The sequence below is a fragment of the Candidatus Villigracilis sp. genome (assembly GCF_057083605.1).
The window spans coordinates 49,037-73,896 of sequence record NZ_JBXMTI010000033.1; the positions used below are offsets into that span (position 1 = coordinate 49,037).

The window sequence follows — 24,860 nt, forward strand, 5'->3', positions numbered from 1 at the left end:
GCGCTTTTGCTCTTGGCGACGACACTTGCGCCGCACGTGATTTGCTTAGCAAATCATGCAGGTGAGCAATCTCCGGTTTGGCGGAGTTCTACCAATTGAGACGAGATTGCTTCACCACCAGAAGAACACTGGCGGCTCGCAATGACGTAATTTTACAACAGGAGAATAAATGAATATCTTTGTTACCGGCGGCGCAGGCTATATTGGCTCAGCTACAGCCGAGGCGTTGATCAATGCAGGGCACTCTGTCACCGTGTTCGATTCGCTTGTCACCGGCCATCGCGCCGCAGTTCCTTCAGATGCAAAATTCATTCATGCATCTTTGGATGACAGCCATGCCCTGGCTGAAGCGTTAACTACTGCGAAATATGATGCCATCATGCACTTCGCGGCCTTCATTGAGGCCGGGGAGAGCATGAAAGACCCTGGGAAATTCTTCCGCAATAACTTTACCAACTCACTGCAGTTAATGGAAATTGCAGTGCAGGCTGGCGTGAAAAAATTGGTATTCTCATCTACCGCGGCGGTATATCAATCCAGCGAAGATCCGCTTACGGAAGAGTCCCCGCTTGGCCCAACCAATGTGTATGGTCACACAAAGCTGATGACCGAGCAAGCTCTCGAATGGTATCGCAGTATTCATGGCTTGCATTTTGCCGCTCTGCGATACTTCAATGCCTGCGGCGCATTGCCCGGACGTGGCGAAGCGCACCAGCCAGAGTCGCATCTCATTCCGCGCGTGCTGCAAATTGCATTAGGCCAAGCCGACTCTGCGACCATTTATGGCACGGACTACCCCACACCGGATGGTACTTGCATCCGCGATTACATTCATATTGCAGATTTGGTCTCCGCGCACATGCTGGCTTTGAATGCGCTTGAAGAGTGCGATAGGATGATCTATAACATCGGAAGCGGCAACGGTTTCTCGGTCCGCGAGGTGATCGAGACAGCGCGAAAAGTAACCGGCCACGCGATTCCCGCAGTTGAATCTCCACGCCGGCCCGGTGACTCGGCTCGCCTGGTTGCATCACCAACAAGAATTATTAACGAACTGGGTTGGAAACCGACTCATACCAACTTGCAGGAAATCCTCTCCAGCGCGTGGGAGTGGCATAAGTCCAACCCGAAAGGGTATCAATAAAACACCGCTCTGTCGGGGGCTAAGTGCCCCGAAGGGGTATAGCCCCGACAGAGCAAGAGGATGTGAATCATGACTTTTCTTGTTGTACTCATCGGTTGGGTGTTTTCACTTTGTTTGCATGAATTTTCTCATGCGTTAGTCGCATATTATGGCGGCGATATCACCGTGAAAGATAAAGGCTATCTCACCTTCAATCCGCTCAAATATACGCATCCTGTTTATTCATTGCTTCTGCCGCTGATCTTTTTGATGATGGGCGGAATCGGCCTGCCCGGCGGCGCAGTTTACATTGAAAGATGGAGATTGCGCAGCAAGCGGTGGGAGACTGCTGTTTCGCTGGCGGGCCCATTCTCCAATGCGCTTCTTGCTTTAATCCTCGGCTTGGCTCTGCAACTGATGCCTATCAACAACTCAGGCATTTGGCCCGGCATTGCTTTCCTCGCCTTCCTACAAATTTCGGCAGTTGTGTTGAATATGATTCCGCTTCCGCCATTTGATGGTTTCGGCGCAATTGAACCCTTTATCCCCATGGACATTCGCATGAAACTCGCGCAAACACAAGGCATGTTAGCGTGGATTGTGCTGATCCTTCTCTGGCAGGTACCGATTGTTGGCCGTGCGTTCTGGGGTTTGATTGGCACCCTTGCGCAGTTAGCTGGAATCCCATTGCAATTGGCAGGGCTGGGCTTGGATCAATTTATGTTTTGGTAGTCAGATCTTCATAAAAATACAAAGTTCCCAAACTCAATCAATAATAGACCAATTTCAATATCAGAAATTTCCAAGGATGTAAAAATGAAAACACATCTCCTTAGCATTGGGTCTTATTTTGGATTTGCCCCACAATTACGACTGATTAATTTCAAGGGCAAAGACAATGAAACTTTACAGCATCATATTCAAAATGGATTGGGACTCTTTTTATTGCTTTTACCTTCAATTATTTTTTTCATCCTCATTCAAGGTTTGGAATTGATTATTGGATTTAATTTTCCTAATATTGGCCTTCTCACTCTTTCCAAAATCATTTTGTTTATGGATGTTGTTTCGGGTGCTCCATTTGCTTTATGCGGCGTTTTCTGGCTGATTGGCATCGTTAGCGCGATCCGTGGATCGGTTAGACCGATTCCAGTAATTTCCAAAATTTCGAACAGCAAAATATCAAAGGGCGTTTCAGTTGGATTGGGAATTCTTCTTCAGACTGGCATAATATTTATTGTTTTTGCCATTACGCGTGCAAACCAACTTGCCAATCAATATGATGGAAATGCATCAGTTTACATGTTATATGAAAATCTGGACCCCATCCCTCGCTGGGTATTTGCCTCCGGTTTGTATCCTATCGCAGAAATTGCGAATGCACGCTGGGGTAGAGGAAGTGTTGCTGTAGAATTGTTGACAAGAGAGAATATCGACAAGGCACTTCGGGATGGACGGCTCGTTATTCTTGCATCGCACGGCGGTTATAAAGCTGGAACTGTCGCCCTATCTCATAACCCGAATGATTATTACTCTCCCGCTGACATATATCGGATTGGCGGAGCAGGCTCTGACCTTCAGTTTATTTATATCTCAGGCTGTAACACAGGGGCGCTGAAAACTGAATGGGCACAATCTCTTGCGCCTGCAGAAGTAATAACATTTGATCGGATTTCATGGGCAACAGAGCATGCATTTTGGTTGTGGACAGATGGGATAAAAGTCGCCCTGAAAATAGAATGAATCAACTCTCAATTATTGATAAAGAACTTGAACACTACCCTCTACCCAGCTTGCGTTTGTGTGGGTGAATGGGTTCCTGTTTTTGATGACGTTTCCCTGAAATAATCATTGACCACAAGTAAACCGCGCCAACGCCTCTTCAAAAAGCGGCCTAGCTGATTCGGCTTGTCCTGTATAAACTTTCCATGCGAAAACGCGGTCATCGCAGGTCCATGCGCCGGCGCCGCCAAAGGGTAGGACAGCCGTAGCGGTGCTTGTGATCTGTGTGTACATCACATTCATATTGCGAACCAGCATAACATCCATGTTTCCATCGCGGGTATCTATGGCTGCATCAATGATGGTATCGAGCAGGAACTTCGGGTCGGCTGTGCCGGGCGCGCTCTGCCACATGACCTGGATGAAGAGATTGCCATTAAAAGCAGCAAGTAGTCCCTGGCTGAACGTGCTGGGCGCAGCGGGATTTTGCTGTGCACTGACGTCGAAGAACGCCATCTCAACTGGATGGCCGATGCAGAATTGATATTCGCAGAATAAACCAACGAGGTTGAAGGGTGTGGGTGATGGATAAGGTGTGGAAACGGGGTTTCGTGTGGCAGTTGGCATTGCGGCAAGAGTCGCTGCAACAGCTTGGCGGATCTGTTGGTTCGGGTCGGGAGTCGCATTTCGGGAGCAACCTGCTGATAGAAACAGGAGCAGGCTAACAGTTAAAAAAAGAAGCGATTGTTTTTTCATCCCAAAATTATAGTACAAAAGCCTCGTCAAACATGACGAGGCTTTTGTTTAGCTTCTGCTTCCCTTGCTCGTTCGAGAGCTAAGCCCCCGAGCGAGCAGTAGCAATTCTTTAGTGTCCGCTGCCGGGCATGGGTGTGCCGTTGAAGATTTCAGGATTTGCTTCGCCCTCGACAACGATGAAGCCGGCCAGACCGCGTTGTAATCTTGAGAGTGCATGGTCAACGAGAATGTAGTTGCCAGGGACTTCGAGATTGAACTCAACCATGGTTGCGCCGCCGGGCGGGACGAGGGTGGTTTGCACGTCAGTGAGAGGCGCACCAGTGAGGGAAGCCTGATCGTACACGCGGTCAAAGATTTCGCCGATGACGTGGAAGGATGATGTGAAGTTCGGGCCGCCTACGCCGAAGAAGATGCGCACTGAGTCGCCGACATTGGCTTTGAGCGGTTTCTGCGTTGTTAGCGCGCCGACTGCGCCATTGAAGACAAAGTATTCAGGTTCTTCGCCGAGTAATTTTGTAGTATCAGACATCTGATGACCTTGCTCGCCGAATTTGCCAGCCGTATATAACTCACCTTGCATTACGTAGAACTCTCGGTCAACGGGAGGAAGTCCACCTTCGGGTTCAACGAGGATGAGACCATACATGCCGTTGGAAATGTGATCTGCAACCATGGGTGTCGCGCAGTGGTAGACGAAGAGTCCGACGTTGATTGCCTTGGATGTGAACATGGTTTCTTCACCGGGCTTGGTCTGCGTCATCACAGCGCCGCCACCGGGACCTGTAACTGCGTGGAAATCTACTGAGTGATTCATTACGCTGGTAGTGTTGTTCTTCATGTGAACTTCGATGGTATCGCCGATGCGCACTCGGAAGAACGGGCCAGGGACTGCGCCATTAAAGGTCCAGTAAGTATAAGTGGTTCCATCTGCAAGCTGACCTTCAACTTCCACCGCTTCAAGGTCAATGCGGACGGTGGTGGGTTCACGTGCTTCGAGAGGGGCGGGCAGGTCGCTTGGGTCGCGCACGATGTCAGCGCCAGTGGTGGGTTCTTGAGGAGCAGCGGCTACTTCCGCAACTGCGGCTGATTCACTATAGGCGCCATCGGGCAATCCATGCAGATAAGTAACAATGGAGTTGATCTCATCTGTTGTCAATGTGTCAGCTAAAGCAGCCGGCATAACATTGGGGGCACATGCACCGGTGGGGCAGTCGGGCGCGATGAACAAATTAGGATCGAGGATCGATTCGTGAATATATTCCTCAGCGGTGGTTGCAGTGCCTGTGTACGCATCACTTTTGATGTGTTCGTCGGCGACCACGCTAATCTCTGAAAGATCAGGTGCCACCACACCTGCCGCATTGGGAATTCCAGCGATGGTATGGCAGCTTCCACATGCACCTTTTTGGAAGGCGGCGAGTACTGCGGGGTCACCATTGCTTGTCATGGAAGAAGAGGAAACAGGAGATACCTCTGTTGCGCTTACAACCAAAACACCTCTCATGCCCAGGTCTGCATGGTTAGCTACGCTGTCATAATATTCCATTTCTCCATGAACATCAGAGACTGTAAATGTAACTGAGGTAGTCTCGCCCTTTTCCTTTACCATACCTGTGCTGGCCTGAACTTCCGGGAAAGTGATGTCGTGTTGTCCCATCCCGCCGTTGATCAATGTAACGGTAATTGTCTCGCCGGGGTTGGCGCTCAACGTTGGGTTTGCAATGCCGTTGATCTCATCACTGACACCCAGAAAGATCAAATTACCATCTCTCAATTCAGTTGTCAGCACATATTCCTTTGTTACAACCTGGGAATTCCCGCCGGCGCAGGCTGCCACGAAGACAGCCAGGAAGATGGTGGCTCCAAAAAATTTGATAAACGTTTTCATTTTGTACTCCTTATTAATGTTTTGTGAATATTTAGTTTGGCGAGTTCTTCAAGGAATATATTTTCATCAAGATCGTATACGGTGATAACTTCCTTAAGTGTGCAAAAACGCGCCAGAGAACAAATTGCACAACCTGTGCCCTGGTCAATGAAGAATCTGACCGCCTCTGGCGTTGCCGTCAGCACGTCTGCAACAGTGATTTCAGAAATCGCAAAAACATCTTTCATAGTGGATACAGAATATCGTATTCCCCCAAACCTGTCTTTGCGCTAGCGCAAATTGGCACAAATGGAAAAACGGATTACTTTTCGAGATTGTCCGCGATTCTCACCAACTCATGCGGCTTGATGAGGCTGATGCGCTCCCGCCCCGTTTCGATGATCCCCTGCCGCTCCCATTCACTGAGCAAACGGCTGACGGTGTAGACAGTAGTCCCGGTCATTTCTGCCACATCCTGCCTTGAGAACGATAAGACGATCACCGCCTCTTTTTCCGCCCTGACACCTGTTTGCCCTGCCAGGCGGATCAGCGCGTTGGCCACTCTCTGCTCAACCCTCTCGGTTGCCAATTCTCTATAGCGAGCCTGTATTTCCTGAATATAGGAGGTCATTAAATTCATCAAACCAAATGACAGATCGGGGCGGGTCTTGAGCATCTCCTGAAGGAACCCGCTTTTGATGGCGAGGGCGGTGCTGTCTTCCAGGGCTTGGGCGCTGGCAGGGTAGGTAGCCTGCGCACGGACAGCTCCCAGCGCGCCGAACATCTGCCAGGGAGAAATAATCCGCAAGCTGACTTGTTGTCCACTAGGTGAGTTTTGCAAAAGTTTGGCTTGCCCACTCGTGAGCACATAAAGATGTTCGGCGGGGTCTCCCTGAAAGAAAAAGAAACTTCCTTCTTCTATGGAACGATCAATGCTATTTTTCAAAATGAGATGCAGGTCATCGTCGGTTGCTTTTTCAAAAACAACCACCTTACGCAAATCCATGGGTGTGTATTTCATTGCGCCATTTTACCCTCTATCCGATGATGTTTGTCATATTGACGAATCTTTAGGCCTCGCTTATATTCTGCCTGCCCCAACCCCCCTGGGGGGGGGTAAGACAGACATCTGAAGCCTTATCCAAGTATAGAGGTAATTATGGAAAACGATAACACGATCCGAAGATTAAAAACTGTCGAAGGACACCTGCGCGGTGTGATCCGCATGGTGGAAGAGGATGCCTACTGCATCGACGTGATCCGCCAGATACAGGCGATTGAAGCGGCCTTGAATAAGGTCAGCTCGCGGATTCTTGGAGACCATTTGAATTCATGCGTCATCACCGCTGTTCAAGGCAATGACAAGAAGGAACGTGAACGCGTGTTGAAGGAAATTACCGAAGTGTTTGAGATGTCTACGAAAGTTTGAATAGTTTGATAGTTGGATAGTTGGTTAGTTAGATAGTCCGGTGGTCGAGTAGGGCTGAGCGATAGCGAAGCCTGTATCGAACCACCTGTGACAAAAATATTTGCAATAAATGGTGGTCTCGATATGCCCTCGTCTGTCGCCTCGGGCTACTCAACCACCGAGCATAAAAATAAAACCATATAACCCAAGGAGAAATAAAACATGACCACAGTTACATATACCGTCCCCGCAATTTCCTGCGGACATTGCACCCACACGATTGAATCAGAAGTTGGCGAATTGCAGGGTGTTCAATCTGTAAAAGCAGATGAAGCCACCAAGAAAGTTGAAATCACCTTCGATGCGCCCGCAAACGAAGCTGTGATCAAAGCCTTGCTGGCTGAGATCAATTATCCCGCCGAAGGCTTGATCACTTTATAACGTTTTGTAGGTCACGCTTCAAGCGTGACTACTTATAGGATTCTAAATGAGCGATACCAAACAATTAACATTACCAATCACAGGCATGACCTGTGCGAACTGTGTCGCGACGGTTGAACGTAATTTAAAGAAACTGGATGGTGTGCAAAGCGCGGTGGTGAATCTCTCCTCCGAGCGAGCCACCGTGGATTTTGACACCGCCAAACTCGGCTTGCCTGAGGTCATCGCGCGAGTCAATCGTGCGGGTTATGGCGTTGCCACCGGCGAAGCGGATTTGATCATCAAGAGATTATCCGACGACAACGATGCGCGTCGCTTGGAAAAAGCGCTTGCCAAGCTTGAAGGTGTGTTGGAAGCGCAAGTGACATTCACTACTGAAAAGGCACGCGTGAAATATGTCCCAACCATCGTCACGCAGGCTGAGTTGCGTCGCGCAGTTTCATCCGCTGGATTTGAAGCCGTGGAACTCGGCGGTGAAGCCGAAGATGCTGAAGCCCAGGCGCGTGAACATGAGATCAACGAACAACGCCGCCTTTTGATCATTGGCATCATATTCACCGTTCCACTATTCCTGCTCTCGATGGGCAAAGATTTTGGCCTGTTACCTGCGTTCTTTTACACTGGCAACTCGATGGAAGGAATGATCGAGGCCCAGCCCTGGTTTGGCTGGCTGATGCTGGCTCTTGCCATCCCAGTTCAGTTTTATGTTGGCTGGCAGTATTATGTGGGTGCATACAAGGCTTTGCGAAACAAATCAGCCAATATGGATGTACTCATTGTGATGGGTTCATCTGCCGCATTCTTCTATTCATTGCCGATCACTTTCGGCTTGTTGATGGGACACGTCTATTATGAAACAGCGGCAGTCATCATCACGTTGATCAAACTTGGAAAATTCCTCGAAGCGCGTGCAAAAGGACGCACCTCGGAAGCGATCAAGAAATTAATGGGATTACGTGCCAAGACCGCCCGCATCATTCGTGACGGAGTGGAGGCTGAAGTCTCGATAGACGATGTTCGAGTCGGGGACATGGTTCTTGTTAAACCTGGCGAGAAGATTCCCGTGGATGGCGTGGTTGTGGATGGCCGCAGCGCCATTGATGAATCCATGTTGACAGGTGAGTCACTACCCGTTGAGAAGAAGCCTGGTGACGCAGTTATTGGCGCGACGCTCAATAAACTGGGCATGTTGAAGTTCGAAGCCACCAAAGTTGGTAAGGAAACCGCGCTCGCACAGATCATCAAATTAGTTGAAGATGCACAGGGAAGCAAAGCACCGATCCAAAAACTTGCTGACCAGGTCTCGGCTGTCTTTGTGCCGATTGTGATCGGGATAGCCGCGCTTACCTTTGCGGGCTGGTATTTCTTTGGGCCTGCTTTGCCAGTCAACGCTGATATTGATAATTTCACGCGCGCGCTCATTTACATGGTCGCTGTGTTGGTAATTGCCTGTCCATGTGCGATGGGGCTTGCTACGCCCACTGCTATTATGGTGGGAACAGGCAAAGGCGCAGAAGTGGGAATCCTTTTCCGTAATAGTGAAGCATTGGAACGTGCAGGGAAAGTTAACATCGTCATATTGGACAAAACCGGCACGATCACAAAAGGTCAGCCTGCGGTAACGGACATAATTACCAATCAACAATTACAAATTACAGATCACGAATTACTTCGCCTCGCCGCCTCGGTTGAGAAGGGAAGCGAACATCCGCTCGGCGAGTCCATTTGGGCAGAGGCAACAACCCGCGGATTAAGTTTAGTGGAACCAACTGGTTTTAAAGCAGAGGCCGGGCATGGCGTGCAGGCTGAGGTCGAGGGAAGAAGCGTGATCGTCGGGAACAAGCGCATGTTCGAGGCGCGTGGAATCCAGTTAGGGAATCTTGAGTCTGAAGTGTCGCGCCTTCAATCCGAGGCCAAAACAGCCATGCTGGTTGCAATTGACAACCAGGCCGCGGGAATTATCGCGGTGGCAGATACGATCAAAGATAGCTCGAAGGATGCGATTGCAGATTTGCACAAGATGGGCTTGAAGGTTGCAATGATCACAGGCGACAACCAAAAAACTGCCGATGCCATTGCAAAACAAGTTGGCGTGGATACCGTGCTCGCCGAAGTTTTACCTGAGGGGAAGGCGAATGAAGTTAAGAAGTTACAGGTTGGCACGTTTGAACGTTCAAACGTTGAAACATTGAAACGTGAAAACGTGGTAGCCATGGTCGGTGACGGTGTAAACGACGCCCCCGCTCTCGCGCAAGCCGATGTCGGCCTCGCGATTGGCACAGGAACGGATGTGGCGATGGCTGCCGCCCCTGTGACCTTGATGAGCGGTGACTTGCGAGGCGTTGCGCGCGCGATCAATCTTTCGCGCAAGACGCTGACAACCATCAAACAAAATTTGTTCTGGGCGTTTATCTATAACGTGATCCTGATCCCCGCTGCCGCACTTGGATATCTAAACCCAATGCTTGCGGCTGGCGCGATGGCATTTAGCAGTGTCTTCGTTGTGACGAATAGTTTGAGATTACGCAGGCACATAATTTAGCATAATACCCGGACATGCCTCCGCCAAAGGATGACAGGCCATAAGCCTCATCCGCGTGAGGCATGTCTGCTCTGTTGAAATAAAACAAAGGAAAACTTAACTTGAAGAAACTCACTGTACTCCTCATTGCCACAATGATCGTATTAACCGCGTGTGCTCCGCAACAAAGCGGACCTGCCAAAGCCGAACTGCCTGTTGGAAAAGCATACGCCGAAGGCAAGGAAATTTATTTCATCCATACTGAAGCCTCGGATGCCGGGGTGGCCGAAAAACTCACCGGTATGATGCAGTCCCCTGTGGTATTTGTACCTTCACTGGCGGATGTGCCTGACGAATCTTTGGCAAATGTTTATGTCTTTACCAATGGTATTATAGGTTCTGGTCCCCTCGGTTTTCAACTCGATGTCTTTGATAACCCTCCCGACACAGTTGGATACACCCCGCTACGCTATTTAAACCACATCACATGGGTAGATGAAACCAAGGCTCGCGAACTCACATCCGCTGCCGAAGTATTGGATGCGGAAGCTGCTGGTGAGCTCACCATTGAACAGCCTGGTGTCGTTATCAATATGCCTTTTGTTGTTTGGGATGGCGGACAGCGATAAAGAAGTATTAAATACATGAAGGGCATTAGAAACACGCCTTTCACGAAAAAATATTTACTGGTATATTCTCCGCGAGGTAATATGTCAAAAAAACAAACCCCAACTGTTGACCCCGTTGTTATCGTCATGCTTGGCATTGTGTTCGTAGCGATTGCAATTGCAATGATCGCTTTTCAACCAAGCACACCGACTCTTACTACAGACTCAGGCACAATGAGCCAGCTTTTTGTGGCCTTCATCACAGGCATCACCACTGGCGGATTAAGCTGCCTGGCAGTACAAGGTGGCTTACTAGCCAGTTCACTGGCTCATCAGATCGAACAGGATTATGTTGCGCATACTGCACACGACAAGCACACTAGAAAAAGCAAAGCAAGTGTGCCCGTTCGCTCTGATTCTATGCTTCCCATTATTCTTTTTTTGGTGGCAAAGATCGTCGCATACACATTACTTGGCGCATTACTTGGCTGGCTTGGTTCATACCTCACGCTCAGCCCAATGACCCGCGCCTTCCTCATGATCGCCATTGGCATCTTCATGATTGGCAACGCCCTGCGAATGTTCAACGTCCACCCGATCTTTCGTTACTTCTCCATTGAGCCGCCAAAATTTATCACACGTTACATTCGCAAAACTGCCAAAGGCACAGATACAGCCACGCCAATTTTTCTCGGCCTGCTCACTGTCTTCATTCCCTGCGGTGTGACTCAGGCCATGATGGCAACCGCCCTCGGCACAGGCAACATCGCCATGGGCGCGGCGCTGATGTTTGCCTTCACACTTGGCACAAGCCCCGTCTTTTTCATCATCGCATATCTGACGACTGAGCTTGGCGCAAAACTTGAAAAATTCTTTATGCGATTTGTTGCCGTAGCCATCCTGATCCTGGGATTTGTGACTCTGGACGGTGGTCTCAATGTGCTGGGTTCCCCCTTCTCGCTTCAAAACCTGACCCGTAACCTGTTTCCGTCCGAGAGCATTTCTTCAGCCCAGGCAGCCTCTCCCCAATATGTGGCTGTAGAAGGTGACCTCATCCTCGAAGTCCAAAACAGCGGATACTTCCCCAGGACTCTCAAAGCTCCCGCAGGCAAAGATGTGATCTTGAACCTCGTCACAGATAAAACTTACTCTTGCGCACGAGACTTTGTCATCCCTGCCCTGGATTTTTACGAATTACTTCCCGATACTGGAACTGTTCAGGTGACGATTCCCGCCCAGCCAAAAGGAAGCACCCTATTCTTCACCTGCTCCATGGGAATGTATACCGGGCAGATCATTTTTGAATAGTAAGCCGTTGGTCGAGTAGCCCGCATGGTTTTGGCGGGCGTACCGAGACCAAAATTAATGAGGAAGTTTCATGATCAAAAAAACATTCAAAGTCCCCGATATGACCTGTTCCAACTGCGCCATGAAACTTGAATCCCTCGAAGATAGTCTTGATGGAGTCAAAGAGATCAACGCCAGTTATCATAGGCTTGAAATGGTCATCGAATATGATGAATCAAAATTATCGGATGAACAGATCGTCGCGGCGGTAAAGAAGAAAGGCTATCAAGCCGTAGCAGCGTAAGCAACGTAGTAAGTAAGACAGGTACACAGGTAGACATAACTGACGAGTCTACTTGTGTACCTGTTTCCATGTATACTTGCGCTATGGCAAAATATTACACTCCCAAGGAAGCGAACGAAGCCCTCACCACCGTCCGCCCGATTCTGCAAGAGATGATGGGGATTGGCGAGAGGATCCGCGCCCATCAGCCAGAGATATGGTCTGTCGTGCAAAAGTCCGCAGGGAATGGCGGGAACCCTGAATTAAGCAGGCTGCTCCCAGACTTTGACAGGCTCGATGCGCTTCTGCATCAGATCAAAGATATGGGGATCGAGATCAAGGATTTGACGGTTGGGTTGATAGACTTCGTCGCTTTGCGCGATGGCAGGGAAGTGTATCTGTGTTGGAAATTTGGCGAGGACAGTATCCAGTTTTGGCACGAGATCGAAGCGGGTTTTCAAGGTCGCCAGTTGATTGATTGGGAGTGAAGCGTTGTCATATCCCTTGAAGTGTTCTATACTAGCGCCTATTCCAAATACTGTTGAGTGAAGATGAACATATCCAAAATTGGACGTTATGAGATCGAAACCGAATTGACGCAGGGCGGCATGGGTGTCATTTTTTTGGCGCGTGACCCTTATATTCAACGCCAGGTTGTCGTCAAAGTTTTGATGTACAGCCGCACCTTGGATGAGGTCTATCGCGAATTCTTCCAGCGTGAAGCGGAAGTGATCGCTGCACTTGAACATCCTGCGATTGTGCCCGTCTATGATTTCGGCTGGCATGGCGAACAGCCTTACATCGTCATGCGTTACATGTCTGGGGGTAGTTTGGATGATCGGCTACAAGAAGCGGAGATCAAACTCACAGAAATGGCGCACATTCTCAAGCGTGTGTCCGAAGCGTTGGATGCCGCTCATGCAAGGAATATTATCCATCGTGATGTGAAGCCATCCAACATCCTGTTTGATTCAACGGGCGAAGCCTTCCTATCAGATTTTGGCATTGCAAAATCCAAACCGATCTCTGACGATGAAGGCGAATGGCTGGTGGGCACACCAGCTTATATGAGTCCTGAACAGGTCAAAGGGAGCCGCGTGGATGGCCGCTCTGATGTCTATGCCTTGGGCGTGGTGTTATATCGTTTGCTCACAGGCCAGCTTCCTTTTTCCAGTGACTCGACCACTGCATTGATCAATGCCCATGTGGATTTGCCCATCCCCGATATTCGGCAGGTTAAGGCCAATATCCCCGCTGTGTGGCAGGAGGTGGTGGGAAAGGCAATGGCAAAAGACCCAAATGAGCGTTATCTCACTGCTGGTGATTTTGCCCGCGATGTGAACGAAGTGGTTTCAGGCAAGTGGTATTTGAGAAAACTGTAAGAACCCAACTCCCATACTCATCAAAGACCTCGTTGCCAAGGGTAACGTGGTCTTTTTCTTTGCGAAAACAAAAAGAATCCAGGTTGCTGCCTCTTCAAGATTCACCGCAGAGTCGCGAAGTACGCAGAGAAAACCTCTTAAGATCTCCGCGCGCTCTGCGTCTCGGCGGTTCAAAACACCCGTTTGATATGGATATACATGTCAGAGGCCTATCCATATCAAACAAAGAGTATGCATTTTTCTTGGCTTTTCCCTTCGGGCCTTTGTGTTTGAGACGGTTGATTTTTCAAGGAGAAAAATGAAAAAAGGAATTTTGTACGGTATCGGCGCGTATGTGTTATGGGGATTCTTTCCCATCTACTGGAAGTTTTTACATGAAGTTCCTGCCCTGCAAGTTATTGGGCATCGTATTGGCTGGTCTTTCATTGTGCTGATCATTTTTATCCTCGCCACCAAACAATGGCAGGATTTTCGCGCGGCGGCATTCAAGCCCAAAACAATTGCTATGTATGCAGTTGCAGGTGTGCTTCTTTCCATCAACTGGCTTATTTATGTATGGGGCGTGAACGCAGGCTTTATAGTCGAGACCAGCCTTGGTTACTTTATCAATCCGCTATTGAGCGTGTTAATGGGCGTCATCTTTTTGCGTGAAAGGCTGCGCCTTACACAATGGTTGCCAGTTATTATCGCGGCCATTGGCGTTGTGTATCTAACCTATGTCTATGGCCGCCTGCCGTGGATCGCGTTATCGCTTGCATTTTCATTTGGCATTTATGGCCTCGTCAAAAAACTTGCGCCGCTGGGTTCGCTTTACGGCCTCACACTTGAAACCGCCATTGTCTTTCCGATTGCGCTGATCTATCTTGCCTTCGTTCAAGTGAATGGCACGGGCGCATTTCTGCACGAAGGCGCACAAGTGGATCTGTTCCTCGCGGGCGCGGGCATCGTCACTACGATTCCATTGCTCATGTTTGCCTCCGCTGCCAAACAAATTCCGCTGAGCATGGTGGGCATTCTTCAATATATCGCGCCCACTTTGCAATTCCTGATCGGCATTTTTATGTACAAGGAGCCCTTCGACCAATCTCACCTCATCGGCTTCGGTATCGTTTGGATTGCGCTCATCGTTTTCTGGGTTGAAAATTTTGTCGCCCATCGCATGCCCGTGGAACCCATCGCAGAACTTGGGGAGGGATAATGAAATTACTGTTCGTCGGTGGCACAGGGCTCATCAGTTCTGCCTGTTCCGATCTGGCTGTGGAACGCGGACACGAACTTTTTCTTTTGAATCGCTCCTCTTCAGCCAAATACCCTGCGCCTAAAAATGCGACTGTTCTACAAGCCGATATCTACGCTGATACATCGCATCTTTCCGAGCTGTTAGCTGGTCATCGTTTCGACGCAGTTGTGGATTTCATCGCATTTACTCCTCAAGACATCGAGCGTGACCTTTCCCTCTTCCGTGATAAGACAGATCAATTCGTATTTATCTCATCCGCTAGTACTTACCAAAAGCCAGTGAAAAATTACCTCATTACCGAAGAGACGCCACTGGAGAACCCATACTGGGAATATTCACGCAATAAGATCGCCTGCGAAGAAAAGTTGATGAATGAATATCGTCAAAACGGATTTCCTATCACAATCATCCGCCCTTCGCATACTTATGGCCCATCGCAAATCCCATTTTGTGTGGGGAGCTGGCTGCATCCGTGGACATTGGTTGACCGTATGAAGCAAGGGAAGCCTGTGATTGTCCCAGGCGATGGTACATCCCTATGGGTTCTGACGTGGAATGCAGACTTTGCCAAAGGCTTGATCGGCCTGCTTGGGAGTAAAAAAGCCATTGGCGAGGCTTTTCAAATTACATCAGATGAAGTTCTCAGTTGGGATCAAATCTATCTCGAAGCATATCAGGCTCTCGGTCAGACACCGAACGTGATTCACATCCCCTCTGATTTTATTGCCAGGTTTGATGAACATGCCCTCGGAAGTTTAATCGGCGATAAATCCAACAGTGTGGTTTTTGACAATAGCAAGATCAAACGCTTTGTGCCTGAATACAACTGTGAAGTCAAATGGGCCGAGGGCATCCGCCGTTCGCTGGCATGGTTCGAGGCGCATCCCGAATTTCAGACGATTGACCATGAAGCCAATGCAAAGTGGGATACGATCATTAACGCGTACGAGAAGGCATGGGTGAATGTATAATGGTTAAAAAATAGTTTGTGAGGTTCGTATGGCTAACAATGCAAAAGGTGTGATTGGAATTTTGACCGGGGGCGGGGATGTGCCGGGGTTGAACCCCGCTATTCGGGCGGTAACGATCCGCGCTTTGAGGGAAGGTTACAAAGTAGTGGGGATTCGCCGCGGTTGGGGCGGGCTGGTGGATATTATCCGTGATAAGAATGTAGACAATAGCAATAATTTTCAAATTCTGACGGAAGAGATCGTTAACCGCGCTGGCCGAACAGGCGGCACCTTCCTGCATACCTCGCGTACAAATCCAGGAAAGGTTAGAAAGGAAGCCGTCCCTGAACATTTGCAGGATAAATATGCTGAAGAGAAAAATGACCTGACCCAGGAAGTGCTGAAGAATCTTGATTTTCTGGGCATAGATTACATGATCCCCATCGGTGGTGACGATACGCTCAGTTATGGAGTTCGGTTATATCAGGAGGGGTTTAAAGTTGTTGCCATTCCAAAGACCATGGATAACGACGTGCCAGGCACAGATTATTGCATTGGCTTTAGCACCTGTGTCACCCGCACCATTTCATTAACCAACAGCCTGCGCACCATTGCTGGCTCACATGAACGCTTTATGGTGCTTGAAGTGTTTGGGCGCTATGCAGGCTTTACCGCCATGTTGCCCACTATGGCGGGGGCTGCAAACCGCTGTGTTATCCCGGAGTATAAATTTAATATTGAGCATCTGACCGAATTGTTGATCAAAGACCGTGATGCCAACCCCAGCCATTATTCTGTATTGCTTATTTCAGAGGGAGCCATGTATGAAGGCGGTGAAATGGTATTTAAAGACCGCTCCACTGATGCGTACGGTCACGCAAAATTGGGAGGCATCGGTGACCTGGTTTCAGAACGCATCAAAGAAATCTCTCCGAAATACAGCAAAGGCAAAATGGTTGATGTGATCAACCAAAAACTTGGTTATATGGTGCGCGGCGGCGACCCGGACGCAATTGACTCAATCGTCCCGATGGCATTTGGTAACCTGGCGCTCGACCTTGTGCTGGGCGGCATCCATGGCAGGCTGGTGGTATTGAAGAATGGCCGTTATGACAATATGCCTTTGGATATTGTGACTTCAACCAAAAAACTTGTGGATGTAAGCCGTTTTTATGATACCAACCGCTATCGTCCAAAATATGAGAATTTTGAGATGAAGCCGCTGTTCATCATGACGAGCGAGTTGTAATTTCAGGCACTTCGAGGGCTTAAAGGGGGCTTTGAGAGTGGATTCCCATCAAAATCATTCAGTGAGCAATTGCGCCAAATAAGATGACAATTATCTTGTTATGGATTGAAGTGAATTGGTTATAATCACGAAAATTATCAAGGAGCGTCAAAATGAATTTTGCAATGTGGAAGAAGGCGTTAAACGTCATCCCCGATGTTTCAAAGGATGAATGGGATCGCCTGGATGTGATCTCCAAGTGGTTGATCTCCACTCGCGCTGCTGTCCTCGTTATGACCTTTATTTCTGCGGCTTTGGCGGGCTTGTTCGCCTGGCGTGACGGGGCATTCAGTTTTGGTCCCTGGCTTGCGCTTGTCTTTGGTCTTATCATGGCACATGCCAGCAATAACATCTTCAACGATTACACCGATTTTGTGCGTGGCGTGGACAAGGACAATTACTATCGCAATATCTACGGGACTCAACCGATTGCCAATGGATTGATGACCAAGCGTCAGCACCTGACATATTTTGCAGTTACAGGGCTGCTTGCTCTCGCGGCAGGCCTGTATCTGATCTTTGTCAACTCCAATGACCCGGTCATTTGGATGCTGCTCGCTTCGGGCGCGTTCTTTGTCCTGTTCTATACCTGGCCTCTCAAATACATTGCTCTTGGCGAAATAGCCGTTTTGTTAGTATGGGGGCCCTTGATGATTGGCGGTGGCTATTATGTGCTGGCCCATCAGTGGAATTGGAATGTCGTCCTTGCCTGTCTCCCCTATGCGCTGGGTGTGACCACAGTCATATTTGGCAAACACATCGATAAGCTTGAGAAGGACAAAGATAAACGAATCCACACCCTGCCAGTTGTGATCGGCGAGAAGGCCTCGCGCTTCACTGTGTTGGCGATGATGGTCATCCCATATTTTTTAACTTTATATTTGATCTCGACCAGATTCTTCACCCCGGTCATGGCGATTATTTTATTTGCCATCCCGAATTTCCTGCGGGTGTATCCTCTATTTTTGAAACCCAAGCCTGAAACCAAACCTGAAGGACAACCTGGCTGGCCGCTTTACTTCGTCGGGTATGCTTTTTTCAATAACCGAAAATTTGGCATGTTGTTCATGATCGGCTTACTGCTGGATATCGTCCTCCGAATACTTCCATTCACACAAAACTTCTGGCGATAAGTTTTTGAATTTTAAACAAACACCGAATAATACCAATTATTCGGTGTTTGTTTTTTTAATGGGGGAGACCATCACATATTGTGAAAATCTTTACAAATAAGATAAATATGGTTATAATTATGGTGATGAATTTCACAAACAAAACCTATAAATGAGGTCACCATGAACGCAATCAAAACTCCACATATTGTCATCATCGGTGCAGGGTTTGCGGGGCTTGAAACCGCCCGCGGACTTGCCAATGCCCCCGTCCGCATCACGCTGATTGACAAAAACAACCATCACCTCTTCCAGCCTCTGTTATATCAAGTTGCCATCGCGGGTTTGCTGCCCTCGCAAATTGCCCAACCTGTGCGCACTCTCTTTCGCAAACAAAAAAACCTCACCTTCCAAATGGGCGAGGTCTCATCTGTTGATTTCGCCGAAAAGTTTATCAAACTCAACGGCTCGGTCATTGCCTATGATTATCTTATCATCTCAGCGGGAGCGCGCACAAATTTCTTCGGGCTGGATGCGCTTGAACAAGGCAGCCTGCAACTGAAAGATATTGATACTGCTGTAAAAACGCGCAACCATTTGCTTTCCATGTTTGAGGGTGCCAGCCGTGAAGCCGATGTAGAAAAACGTAAAGCCATGCTTACTTTTGTGATCGTGGGCGGTGGCCCCACTGGTGTTGAAACAGCGGGCGCACTGAGTGAGCTTATCACGCACGTGATGAAAAAAGATTATCCAAATCTGGATCTCAACGACGCACGTGTTATCTTGTTGGAAGCGGCTCCTAATCTCATCAGCGCTTATCCTGATGAGTTACGCAATGCCACGCTCAAACTTTTACAAAACAAAAAAGTGGATGTCCGTTTGAATACAAAAATGCAGGGATACAACGGCCAGCGTGTGATGCTCGCAAATGGTTCACATATCGAGACTCAAACATTGATCTGGACTGCTGGCGCGAAGGCTGCGGAGATCATAGACTCGTTGGGTGTGGAACAAGCCAGCATGGGACGTGTGCGCGTCACCCCAAGCCTGCAACTGCCTCAGTTTCCTGACGCATTCGTCATCGGTGACGCCGCTTTCCTGCTCGACAAAAACGGCCAGCCTTTACCGATGCTCTCCACGGTTGCCATTCAGGAGGGAAAGGCTACCGCAAAAAATATTCGCAGATTGATCGATGGGAAAGAAGCGCTGCCTTTTGGTTACAAAGACCCCGGTCTGCTCGCCACGGTTGGACGCAATGCCGCTGTTGCCCGCATCTTCGGCATTTCGTTCAGCGGATTCATTGCCTGGGTGATCTGGGTCTTCCTGCATATTTATCGCATCATCGGTTTCCGCAATCGCCTGATCGTGATGTTCAACTGGGCATGGGATTATTTTTTCTATGATAATCAGGTGCGATTGATCACGAAGGAATGAATCAGCGTAGGGAAAGGTCAATGGATGGAAGCAGGCACTCGGTCAGGAATGAAGCGAGTGCCTGCTTTATTAATCCTATGAAAAGTTAAGTGCGGCGCACAATCCACGGTATCGCAATGGACAGGATCAGCATCACAAATGAAATGGGACACATGATACAGGGCAAAAGCCAGAGTTCCCAAAAACTATTTTCTCGTGCTTTCTCTGGGTTGTCCGGGTTATAAAGCAGGGTGGTGACTTCACCGACCTCATGCGTGGGCGGGCTGGAAGAGTTGACGCTTTCATACTCATACTGTTTTCCATCCACTGTGTAGCTAAAGACAGGTGAATACGTTGTGCCGCCTTCTGAAGAATGCGAGGATTCGAGACGAACAACAGTGCCTTCCACCTCGATGCCCTGGCTGAAAAAGATGTAACTTGAATATGTATACCAGACACTGACCACCAATAAGATGACGGCGCTGATCGGAAAAAGCACAAAAGCGCCCCCTAATTTACGAGGGCTTTTGATCTTGCCGCCAGTTGGAAAAGCTTGATCTGCTGATTGCATGTTTCACCTCTAAAGATTAGATTTTTAATGCAGTGCCATCGATTGATCTGGTTCGATCTCACCCCGTTTCCAGGCGCGGATCGCCCAAAAGTTGACCAATAATGCAGTGAAGATCATGGCTGGAATAATGATAATAGGAAACAGCCAGTTTTCAAGTTCATTATCAATTTGCGCGGTGTTGGGGTCTGCCGGGTCATAGCGTACCTGGACTTGATTGCCGATCTTATAATCCGCTGAATCGGAAGCGTTGTTATTTTCAAATGAATATGTCTGGCCATTGGCATTGAATTCAACCACTGGGCTGTACACACAGCATACTCCGTTATCTGTCAGGCTTTCTTCGAGGCGGGTGACGGTGCCCGCGGTGACTTCACCCGCTGTTCGTAATGTCCAGTTGACGCTGGCTGCGTAGGCTCCCCACAGGCAGAAGGCCCCTAAAAATAGATTTGCCAATATGGTTATACAGCCAATATACACACGAGTTGCGCCGCGGCCCACTTTTTCGAGAGCGTTCGCGGCTTTATCAAATGTCTTTTCGTAGTTTTCAACAGCTTTATCCAAATTCTCGTCAAAGTTACTCACAGGTCACCTCTATCGCTTGTCTCATAAATAAGTAAACTTCTTGATGGAAATTGCGAGTAAATATCACAACTCTGGTTTAGTAAATTATGCGACACTATGTCAAATATTTTTCAAGTTTATATATTTTCGTGCCGATATACACTCACCCAATCATCCTATTCAAGGAATGAACTATCCACGGAGCGCGATCTTCACCACCAGCGGATTTGCGATGCGGAAGTAATCCTCCATTTTCATGAAGATGGACTTTTCAAGACTGCCTGCATTGAATGCAACTTCTTCGTTCTCTTTAATGGCTGGGTCTGCGATAAGACCCAGCTGGTCGTTGAAGGAAAATGGCGGGATGGAACCCATGACACAACCTGTGAGCATCTCAGCTTTTTCACGCTGCGCCATGCCTATGCTGTCGGCATTGAAATAGGCTTTGATGGCGTTCAAGTCCACGCGGCAATTGCCTGGGATGTTGGCAAGATAATAGCGATTCTCTTTGCGCGTCATACGCACCTGCACCACCATCGATTTAATGGCCTGTTCTAATTTGTTGCCCCGAATTTTTGTGATGAATTCGGTGCGGCCCTCGGCCTCATGTTCGATGACGCGATAGATGACGTTTTCTTTATCAAGCAGGGTGCGTAGTTGTTCGTGGATATTGTTCATAATGGGTTTATGGAAATCATATGAGATCGATCATTTCCTCGCCGCGTTTCCAGGCACGCCAACCCCAGATATTGACAATGATCAGGGCCACGATCAAACCTGCCACTGAACAGGAAGGGAATAGCCAAAGCGGAAAAGTTTCATCGTCGATTTGAGCCAGATTTGGGTTGGTGCGATCATAGCGGACAAGAACAGTCTCTCCGATCTCATACTTGGGAGGGCTGGATGCTGTATCATCTTCGAAGGAATATGTCTGCCCGTTCACTTCAAATTCAACCACAGCCGAGTAGGTACCACTGTCAAAATGATCGAGCGCGACCACACTGCCTTCGACGGTCTCACCATTGGCCTCCACACGATAGCTGACGAAACTGGCATATAGTCCCCAGCACAAAAAACCCAGGACGAACAGATTGATCAACAACCATCCGCATCCCCGATAGACTTTGTCGAACGTATTTGCAGCTTTTTCAACTTTATTTGGATTTTTGACTGACATTGCGCACCACTAAAATTATGTTCAGTACTTTTCGGGAGTTTAGCTCCGAAGGGCCATTTAGAAATCACTGAAATTCTTTTTATCTTCCTGAGACAATCCTAGTGGAAGGTTTGCGGCATGATGTCCATACTTTGCTGCTTGATCGTTATATAGGGATTTTATCAACTGGATTTTAATTAAGAGATTGAAAAAGGAAAGTCACCTAAAAGTAGGGGCGATTTTATATTTTCCTCTTGTGATTTCTGAACGTATGTGCTATATTGCGATCATTAGTTTGGGAAATAGATGGAGAAATCATGAGCGAATTTAGAATAGATGAAAAAGGAGTTCCGCAACTTTCAAGCAGTGATATTGAGAAGAAAGTTGAAGAGGTTATAGAATTCTTTGCACCAAATACCCTTCACGCTCCTGGTGAAACACCACTGTTACAATTTGTAAATGAAACTGCAACCCGTTATGATTTCAGTTACGATTTGTCTCAGAATTTGGGGAATAATGCTCATGGACACAAGATCCTTGGTAAATTTCTTTTTAAACCGAGAAAAATATTAGTAGATCAGTCACTTAAGAATGATCCTCGTCAAAAGTTTGTCTTAGGGCACGAGTTTGGACATTTGGTGTTGCACAGAAACCTGCTAATAAAAAGAGAAAATTATTCTAATGTTGATATTTCAGATACAGAACATGATTTAGTGACGGGTAAAAGAATATTATTAACACCGCGTGATTGGCTTGAGTGGCAAGCTAATAGATTTGCAAACGCATTAATACTACCTCGTGCAACATTTATTAAAGCGTTAATTGAGATACAGGAATCTCTTGAGATTCATAGAAATTTAGGGCGGATTTACCTTGATGAGCAACGGTACAGTTTTAGAGATTTTATAAAAACTGTTGAAGGTTTACAAGAAGTATATAAAGTAACAAGGGCAAATGTTGAGATACGCTTAAGCGATCTTGGGTTAGTAATTGATGTGAGGGGTAAAAACACAAAGCATATTTCTGAGTTATTTTTGGAAGAATAACATGAAACTCTCAATTCAAGTCACAGAAGGCTTTGTGATTGATGCAGGCAACTTAGTAGAAAAGAAAGATGAGTATATTGTTATTCCCCCAGAAGAAACTATGTTTGACCAAGTTTGGACGTGGCTGGAGAAACATCCGCAAAAGTCATATGATGTTAATGGGTCGATTCTCGGTATTGGAACCACTGCCCTTTGTTACCGGTGGGGAAGCTATTTATCTGTGCTGGTCGATGAAAACAAGCCCATTTCTCCGAATGCGAAAGCCAAACTGAACGCCGTGAGCATGATTAGCCAACATGAAATGATGAGAATTAACATTGAGGTTTCCCATAATCTGGCAAGGCTATTTGAAAAAATGCATAAGAACTATGATGAAGCATTTGATTTTATTCAACGTGCTTATGATTGGTTACCTATGCCTCAGAAGAGAGTAAAGTCAAATTGGGAAACAGTTGTTTGGATTTATAAGGTTTTGGAAGTTTACAAGAAAGATACTCGAGATTTTTCTGATGCGCGATTTCGAAAAGCGACTCAAAAGCCTTATCGATCACTTGCTAATACAATGACGGTGCTGGCATATCGAAATGGCCCTATAGAAAATATTCATGCAGGTAAAGATGCATCATATAATCTCTTTCAAAGGAGAATGACCATAAATCAAAGTAGGGAGGTTATTCGCCATACTTCAGAACATATGAGCGCAATTATGAGCGCGAGGCCAGTTTGGCAAGAAGGCTTGTTCTCGGAAAAATTTCCGAAGCTTATGGAAGGATTGCCATATGTAATGTTTTATCCACTAGACTGGTCTCTGTCAAAATCAAGCTCAAAGATTATTCTAAAGAAAGAATGGTGTAAGTGAACCAGAATGAAAATTTATGAAATCGAAACATCAATCCCCACCACCAGCGCATCCCTTGCCCATTCGCTAAGTTTCTGTCCCTCTTTCCAGTCTTGATATTTGGCGGCTAACATGGGGCGGGCGGTTGATTCTTCCTCGATATTCTTAACGATGCGTGCTGTGCCTGGGAAAATATACTTCCCGATACGAATTGTTACCTCTGGATTCGCACGCAGATTCTTGACCCAATCCGACTCTTCATCGCCGCCGGAGAGTAGGTAAAGTGTGCTCCCATGCAACCCAAACCAAATCTCGATCTCATGAGGTTTGCCCGTTTTACGTCCCTTGGTGGTGAGGTAGCAATATTCTTCTTTTGAAAGTTGAGAGAGAAGTTCTAAAAGATTGTTGTTTTCGTTTTTCATAAGATCACTAATGTGTCACCCTGAGCGCTAGCGAAAGGTCTCTTCCCCAACAATACGAGACTCTTCGGTCGCGAAGTACGCTCCCTCAGAGCGACACCAATTGACACAATTTAATAATCATACTGACTAATATCCAATACTTCATTGGAAAGAAAATAGGTCTGTGCGGGCAGGAGCAGGTGTTTGCGCTTCCAGGTGGCATAGACGGTTGTACATTGTGAACGCGGCAGGCGTTTGATGCGGGACGAGTCATATAGCATAATGGAGCGGCTGGTGATGCTTTCGATCACTGTCCAATGGTCGTGATAGCCCTGCAGGCCCAAGATAATGGCGCGCCCGGGAGTCCCATCCAAAAAGTTTTGCATCGATTTCCAGAAGACTGTGAGGTCAGGGTTTTGCACGCCGCGCCAGGGGATGCGCACATGCGAGATGCGCTTCTTGCCCACTACCTTGTTCAAGATCACCAGCATTTCGGTGTGGATAATTCCGCCGATCAGGAATTTGGTCAGGATCCTGCGGCGGGAGAGGTAATGGACCAGATCATCGAATAGTTGCTGCGTCTCATCGTCGGATGATCGATTGATAAATCGCTCCGCATTGATAATGCTGTATAAACCGCAAAGCGAATCCAGGCCGCCTTGTTGGAATGGAGGGTATATGGATGTGGTTGGGTAATAACTAGCCATTTGTACTTCTCACTTGATAATTTTTCCGTCCAAAAAATTTCCGAAAGTGATCAATTTGATGTCACTTCTGTGATGGCAGGCTGTGTGATTATTTAGCAAAGGTTTTCTTCAAAGAATTTGCCCCCGTAATTCGAGATGTTGCAGGCTCAGTCGTTCAGTCTGCAACATCTCTTGTTTAC

General features: G+C 47.7%; 28 protein-coding genes. 18 read left to right on the forward strand and 10 right to left on the reverse strand.

Translation table 11 applies throughout. The features are described 5' to 3' along the window. The first annotated feature begins 169 nt into the window (after nucleotides 1-169). From galE to AC14M5_RS05270, 3 genes are all read left to right on the forward strand, one after another. On the forward strand, nucleotides 170-1,144 hold the full coding sequence (galE, locus tag AC14M5_RS05260) for a UDP-glucose 4-epimerase GalE (protein WP_484028590.1): 975 nt from the start codon (nucleotides 170-172) through the stop codon (nucleotides 1,142-1,144). A 69-nt stretch (nucleotides 1,145-1,213) separates the two neighbouring features. Continuing rightward, a complete protein-coding gene (locus AC14M5_RS05265; RefSeq protein WP_484028591.1) occupies nucleotides 1,214-1,855 on the forward strand; it encodes a site-2 protease family protein in 642 nt (213 codons plus the stop codon). A gap of 84 nt (nucleotides 1,856-1,939) precedes the next feature. Beyond that, a complete protein-coding gene (locus AC14M5_RS05270; RefSeq protein ID WP_484028592.1) occupies nucleotides 1,940-2,866 on the forward strand; it encodes a hypothetical protein in 927 nt (308 codons plus the stop codon). Nucleotides 2,867-2,971: 105 nt separating this feature from the next. Here AC14M5_RS05270 and AC14M5_RS05275 read toward each other — a convergent pair whose 3' ends face one another. From AC14M5_RS05275 to AC14M5_RS05290, 4 genes are all read right to left on the reverse strand, one after another. Next, nucleotides 2,972-3,601: a hypothetical protein gene (locus tag AC14M5_RS05275; RefSeq protein ID WP_484028593.1), complete on the reverse strand. Its 630-nt coding sequence runs from the start codon at nucleotides 3,599-3,601 to the stop codon at nucleotides 2,972-2,974. A gap of 109 nt (nucleotides 3,602-3,710) precedes the next feature. Next, nucleotides 3,711-5,489, reverse strand: coding sequence for a copper-containing nitrite reductase (gene nirK / locus AC14M5_RS05280; protein ID WP_484028594.1), 1,779 nt, complete (start codon nucleotides 5,487-5,489; stop codon nucleotides 3,711-3,713). Beyond that, nucleotides 5,486-5,716 (reverse strand): hypothetical protein, encoded by a 231-nt coding sequence (locus AC14M5_RS05285; RefSeq protein ID WP_484028595.1) that lies wholly within the window; start codon nucleotides 5,714-5,716, stop codon nucleotides 5,486-5,488. Before AC14M5_RS05285 ends, nirK begins: the two co-directional genes overlap by 4 nt. 74 nt (nucleotides 5,717-5,790) lie before the next feature. Next, a complete protein-coding gene (locus AC14M5_RS05290; RefSeq protein ID WP_484028596.1) occupies nucleotides 5,791-6,489 on the reverse strand; it encodes a Crp/Fnr family transcriptional regulator in 699 nt (232 codons plus the stop codon). 138 nt (nucleotides 6,490-6,627) lie between these two features. Between AC14M5_RS05290 and AC14M5_RS05295 the strand changes: the two genes are divergently transcribed. The 13 genes from AC14M5_RS05295 to AC14M5_RS05355 all read left to right on the forward strand — a co-directional run bounded on the left by AC14M5_RS05295 (nucleotide 6,628) and on the right by AC14M5_RS05355 (nucleotide 19,422). After that, on the forward strand, nucleotides 6,628-6,897 hold the full coding sequence (locus AC14M5_RS05295) for a metal-sensitive transcriptional regulator (protein ID WP_484028597.1): 270 nt from the start codon (nucleotides 6,628-6,630) through the stop codon (nucleotides 6,895-6,897). Nucleotides 6,898-7,098: 201 nt separating this feature from the next. Next, nucleotides 7,099-7,317, forward strand: a complete 219-nt coding sequence (locus AC14M5_RS05300) for a heavy-metal-associated domain-containing protein (protein ID WP_484028598.1) — start codon at nucleotides 7,099-7,101, stop codon at nucleotides 7,315-7,317. 46 nt (nucleotides 7,318-7,363) lie between these two features. After that, nucleotides 7,364-9,859 carry a heavy metal translocating P-type ATPase gene (locus AC14M5_RS05305; RefSeq protein WP_484028599.1) on the forward strand — a complete coding sequence of 832 codons (2,496 nt, stop codon included), beginning with the start codon at nucleotides 7,364-7,366 and terminating at the stop codon, nucleotides 9,857-9,859. Between the two features lie 101 nt (nucleotides 9,860-9,960). Beyond that, nucleotides 9,961-10,467: a DUF7482 domain-containing protein gene (locus tag AC14M5_RS05310; protein WP_484028600.1), complete on the forward strand. Its 507-nt coding sequence runs from the start codon at nucleotides 9,961-9,963 to the stop codon at nucleotides 10,465-10,467. Between the two features lie 81 nt (nucleotides 10,468-10,548). Continuing rightward, nucleotides 10,549-11,754: a sulfite exporter TauE/SafE family protein gene (locus AC14M5_RS05315; RefSeq protein ID WP_484028601.1), complete on the forward strand. Its 1,206-nt coding sequence runs from the start codon at nucleotides 10,549-10,551 to the stop codon at nucleotides 11,752-11,754. 70 nt (nucleotides 11,755-11,824) lie between these two features. Beyond that, on the forward strand, nucleotides 11,825-12,037 hold the full coding sequence (locus AC14M5_RS05320) for a heavy-metal-associated domain-containing protein (RefSeq protein ID WP_484028602.1): 213 nt from the start codon (nucleotides 11,825-11,827) through the stop codon (nucleotides 12,035-12,037). A gap of 83 nt (nucleotides 12,038-12,120) precedes the next feature. After that, entirely contained in the window at nucleotides 12,121-12,504 is a 384-nt protein-coding gene (locus tag AC14M5_RS05325) for a DUF2203 family protein (RefSeq protein WP_484028603.1), read from the forward strand. 63 nt (nucleotides 12,505-12,567) lie between these two features. After that, nucleotides 12,568-13,398: a serine/threonine protein kinase gene (locus AC14M5_RS05330; RefSeq protein WP_484028604.1), complete on the forward strand. Its 831-nt coding sequence runs from the start codon at nucleotides 12,568-12,570 to the stop codon at nucleotides 13,396-13,398. Between the two features lie 298 nt (nucleotides 13,399-13,696). Beyond that, nucleotides 13,697-14,596 carry an EamA family transporter RarD gene (gene rarD, locus AC14M5_RS05335; protein ID WP_484028605.1) on the forward strand — a complete coding sequence of 300 codons (900 nt, stop codon included), beginning with the start codon at nucleotides 13,697-13,699 and terminating at the stop codon, nucleotides 14,594-14,596. Beyond that, nucleotides 14,596-15,609, forward strand: a complete 1,014-nt coding sequence (locus tag AC14M5_RS05340; RefSeq protein WP_484028606.1) for an SDR family oxidoreductase — start codon at nucleotides 14,596-14,598, stop codon at nucleotides 15,607-15,609. Before rarD ends, AC14M5_RS05340 begins: the two co-directional genes overlap by 1 nt. 28 nt (nucleotides 15,610-15,637) lie before the next feature. Further along, nucleotides 15,638-16,837, forward strand: coding sequence for a 6-phosphofructokinase (locus tag AC14M5_RS05345; protein ID WP_484028607.1), 1,200 nt, complete (start codon nucleotides 15,638-15,640; stop codon nucleotides 16,835-16,837). Nucleotides 16,838-16,989: 152 nt separating this feature from the next. Beyond that, a complete protein-coding gene (locus tag AC14M5_RS05350; RefSeq protein WP_484028608.1) occupies nucleotides 16,990-18,009 on the forward strand; it encodes a prenyltransferase in 1,020 nt (339 codons plus the stop codon). Between the two features lie 162 nt (nucleotides 18,010-18,171). Continuing rightward, nucleotides 18,172-19,422, forward strand: coding sequence for an NAD(P)/FAD-dependent oxidoreductase (locus AC14M5_RS05355; protein ID WP_484028609.1), 1,251 nt, complete (start codon nucleotides 18,172-18,174; stop codon nucleotides 19,420-19,422). Between the two features lie 85 nt (nucleotides 19,423-19,507). Here AC14M5_RS05355 and AC14M5_RS05360 read toward each other — a convergent pair whose 3' ends face one another. The 4 genes from AC14M5_RS05360 to AC14M5_RS05375 form a co-directional block, all read right to left on the reverse strand. Then, the gene (locus tag AC14M5_RS05360; protein ID WP_484028610.1) at nucleotides 19,508-19,972 is read right to left on the reverse strand and encodes a DUF3592 domain-containing protein; all 465 of its coding nucleotides are present in this window, start codon (nucleotides 19,970-19,972) and stop codon (nucleotides 19,508-19,510) included. Nucleotides 19,973-19,996: 24 nt separating this feature from the next. Further along, on the reverse strand, nucleotides 19,997-20,554 hold the full coding sequence (locus AC14M5_RS05365; RefSeq protein ID WP_484028611.1) for a DUF3592 domain-containing protein: 558 nt from the start codon (nucleotides 20,552-20,554) through the stop codon (nucleotides 19,997-19,999). A 171-nt stretch (nucleotides 20,555-20,725) separates the two neighbouring features. Further along, nucleotides 20,726-21,211: a YbaK/EbsC family protein gene (locus AC14M5_RS05370; RefSeq protein ID WP_484028612.1), complete on the reverse strand. Its 486-nt coding sequence runs from the start codon at nucleotides 21,209-21,211 to the stop codon at nucleotides 20,726-20,728. A gap of 16 nt (nucleotides 21,212-21,227) precedes the next feature. Further along, the gene (locus AC14M5_RS05375) at nucleotides 21,228-21,710 is read right to left on the reverse strand and encodes a DUF3592 domain-containing protein (RefSeq protein ID WP_484028613.1); all 483 of its coding nucleotides are present in this window, start codon (nucleotides 21,708-21,710) and stop codon (nucleotides 21,228-21,230) included. Nucleotides 21,711-22,006: 296 nt separating this feature from the next. Between AC14M5_RS05375 and AC14M5_RS05380 the strand changes: the two genes are divergently transcribed. Next, entirely contained in the window at nucleotides 22,007-22,735 is a 729-nt protein-coding gene (locus tag AC14M5_RS05380; protein ID WP_484028614.1) for an ImmA/IrrE family metallo-endopeptidase, read from the forward strand. Between the two features lies 1 nt (nucleotide 22,736). After that, nucleotides 22,737-23,594, forward strand: a complete 858-nt coding sequence (locus tag AC14M5_RS05385; protein ID WP_484028615.1) for a hypothetical protein — start codon at nucleotides 22,737-22,739, stop codon at nucleotides 23,592-23,594. 14 nt (nucleotides 23,595-23,608) lie between these two features. On the opposite strand, the gene AC14M5_RS05390 is transcribed toward AC14M5_RS05385, so the two are convergent. Both AC14M5_RS05390 and AC14M5_RS05395 read right to left on the reverse strand, forming a co-directional pair. Further along, a complete protein-coding gene (locus AC14M5_RS05390; protein ID WP_484028616.1) occupies nucleotides 23,609-23,995 on the reverse strand; it encodes a nitroreductase family deazaflavin-dependent oxidoreductase in 387 nt (128 codons plus the stop codon). A gap of 110 nt (nucleotides 23,996-24,105) precedes the next feature. Beyond that, nucleotides 24,106-24,681 carry a hypothetical protein gene (locus AC14M5_RS05395; RefSeq protein WP_484028617.1) on the reverse strand — a complete coding sequence of 192 codons (576 nt, stop codon included), beginning with the start codon at nucleotides 24,679-24,681 and terminating at the stop codon, nucleotides 24,106-24,108. Nucleotides 24,682-24,860: the final 179 nt, after the last annotated feature.

Bases quoted from the DNA above. Each gene is read 5' to 3' on its own strand.
- galE (WP_484028590.1), top strand. From the start codon at position 170: ATGAATATCTTTGTTACCGGCGGCGCAGGCTATATTGGCTCAGCTACA.
- AC14M5_RS05265 (WP_484028591.1), top strand. From the start codon at position 1,214: ATGACTTTTCTTGTTGTACTCATCGGTTGGGTGTTTTCACTTTGTTTG.
- AC14M5_RS05270 (WP_484028592.1), top strand. From the start codon at position 1,940: ATGAAAACACATCTCCTTAGCATTGGGTCTTATTTTGGATTTGCCCCA.
- AC14M5_RS05275 (WP_484028593.1), bottom strand. From the start codon at position 3,601: ATGAAAAAACAATCGCTTCTTTTTTTAACTGTTAGCCTGCTCCTGTTT.
- nirK (WP_484028594.1), bottom strand. From the start codon at position 5,489: ATGAAAACGTTTATCAAATTTTTTGGAGCCACCATCTTCCTGGCTGTC.
- AC14M5_RS05285 (WP_484028595.1), bottom strand. From the start codon at position 5,716: ATGAAAGATGTTTTTGCGATTTCTGAAATCACTGTTGCAGACGTGCTG.
- AC14M5_RS05290 (WP_484028596.1), bottom strand. From the start codon at position 6,489: ATGAAATACACACCCATGGATTTGCGTAAGGTGGTTGTTTTTGAAAAA.
- AC14M5_RS05295 (WP_484028597.1), top strand. From the start codon at position 6,628: ATGGAAAACGATAACACGATCCGAAGATTAAAAACTGTCGAAGGACAC.
- AC14M5_RS05300 (WP_484028598.1), top strand. From the start codon at position 7,099: ATGACCACAGTTACATATACCGTCCCCGCAATTTCCTGCGGACATTGC.
- AC14M5_RS05305 (WP_484028599.1), top strand. From the start codon at position 7,364: ATGAGCGATACCAAACAATTAACATTACCAATCACAGGCATGACCTGT.
- AC14M5_RS05315 (WP_484028601.1), top strand. From the start codon at position 10,549: ATGTCAAAAAAACAAACCCCAACTGTTGACCCCGTTGTTATCGTCATG.
- AC14M5_RS05320 (WP_484028602.1), top strand. From the start codon at position 11,825: ATGATCAAAAAAACATTCAAAGTCCCCGATATGACCTGTTCCAACTGC.
- AC14M5_RS05325 (WP_484028603.1), top strand. From the start codon at position 12,121: ATGGCAAAATATTACACTCCCAAGGAAGCGAACGAAGCCCTCACCACC.
- AC14M5_RS05330 (WP_484028604.1), top strand. From the start codon at position 12,568: ATGAACATATCCAAAATTGGACGTTATGAGATCGAAACCGAATTGACG.
- rarD (WP_484028605.1), top strand. From the start codon at position 13,697: ATGAAAAAAGGAATTTTGTACGGTATCGGCGCGTATGTGTTATGGGGA.
- AC14M5_RS05340 (WP_484028606.1), top strand. From the start codon at position 14,596: ATGAAATTACTGTTCGTCGGTGGCACAGGGCTCATCAGTTCTGCCTGT.
- AC14M5_RS05345 (WP_484028607.1), top strand. From the start codon at position 15,638: ATGGCTAACAATGCAAAAGGTGTGATTGGAATTTTGACCGGGGGCGGG.
- AC14M5_RS05350 (WP_484028608.1), top strand. From the start codon at position 16,990: ATGAATTTTGCAATGTGGAAGAAGGCGTTAAACGTCATCCCCGATGTT.
- AC14M5_RS05355 (WP_484028609.1), top strand. From the start codon at position 18,172: ATGAACGCAATCAAAACTCCACATATTGTCATCATCGGTGCAGGGTTT.
- AC14M5_RS05360 (WP_484028610.1), bottom strand. From the start codon at position 19,972: ATGCAATCAGCAGATCAAGCTTTTCCAACTGGCGGCAAGATCAAAAGC.
- AC14M5_RS05370 (WP_484028612.1), bottom strand. From the start codon at position 21,211: ATGAACAATATCCACGAACAACTACGCACCCTGCTTGATAAAGAAAAC.
- AC14M5_RS05375 (WP_484028613.1), bottom strand. From the start codon at position 21,710: ATGTCAGTCAAAAATCCAAATAAAGTTGAAAAAGCTGCAAATACGTTC.
- AC14M5_RS05380 (WP_484028614.1), top strand. From the start codon at position 22,007: ATGAGCGAATTTAGAATAGATGAAAAAGGAGTTCCGCAACTTTCAAGC.
- AC14M5_RS05385 (WP_484028615.1), top strand. From the start codon at position 22,737: ATGAAACTCTCAATTCAAGTCACAGAAGGCTTTGTGATTGATGCAGGC.
- AC14M5_RS05390 (WP_484028616.1), bottom strand. From the start codon at position 23,995: ATGAAAAACGAAAACAACAATCTTTTAGAACTTCTCTCTCAACTTTCA.
- AC14M5_RS05395 (WP_484028617.1), bottom strand. From the start codon at position 24,681: ATGGCTAGTTATTACCCAACCACATCCATATACCCTCCATTCCAACAA.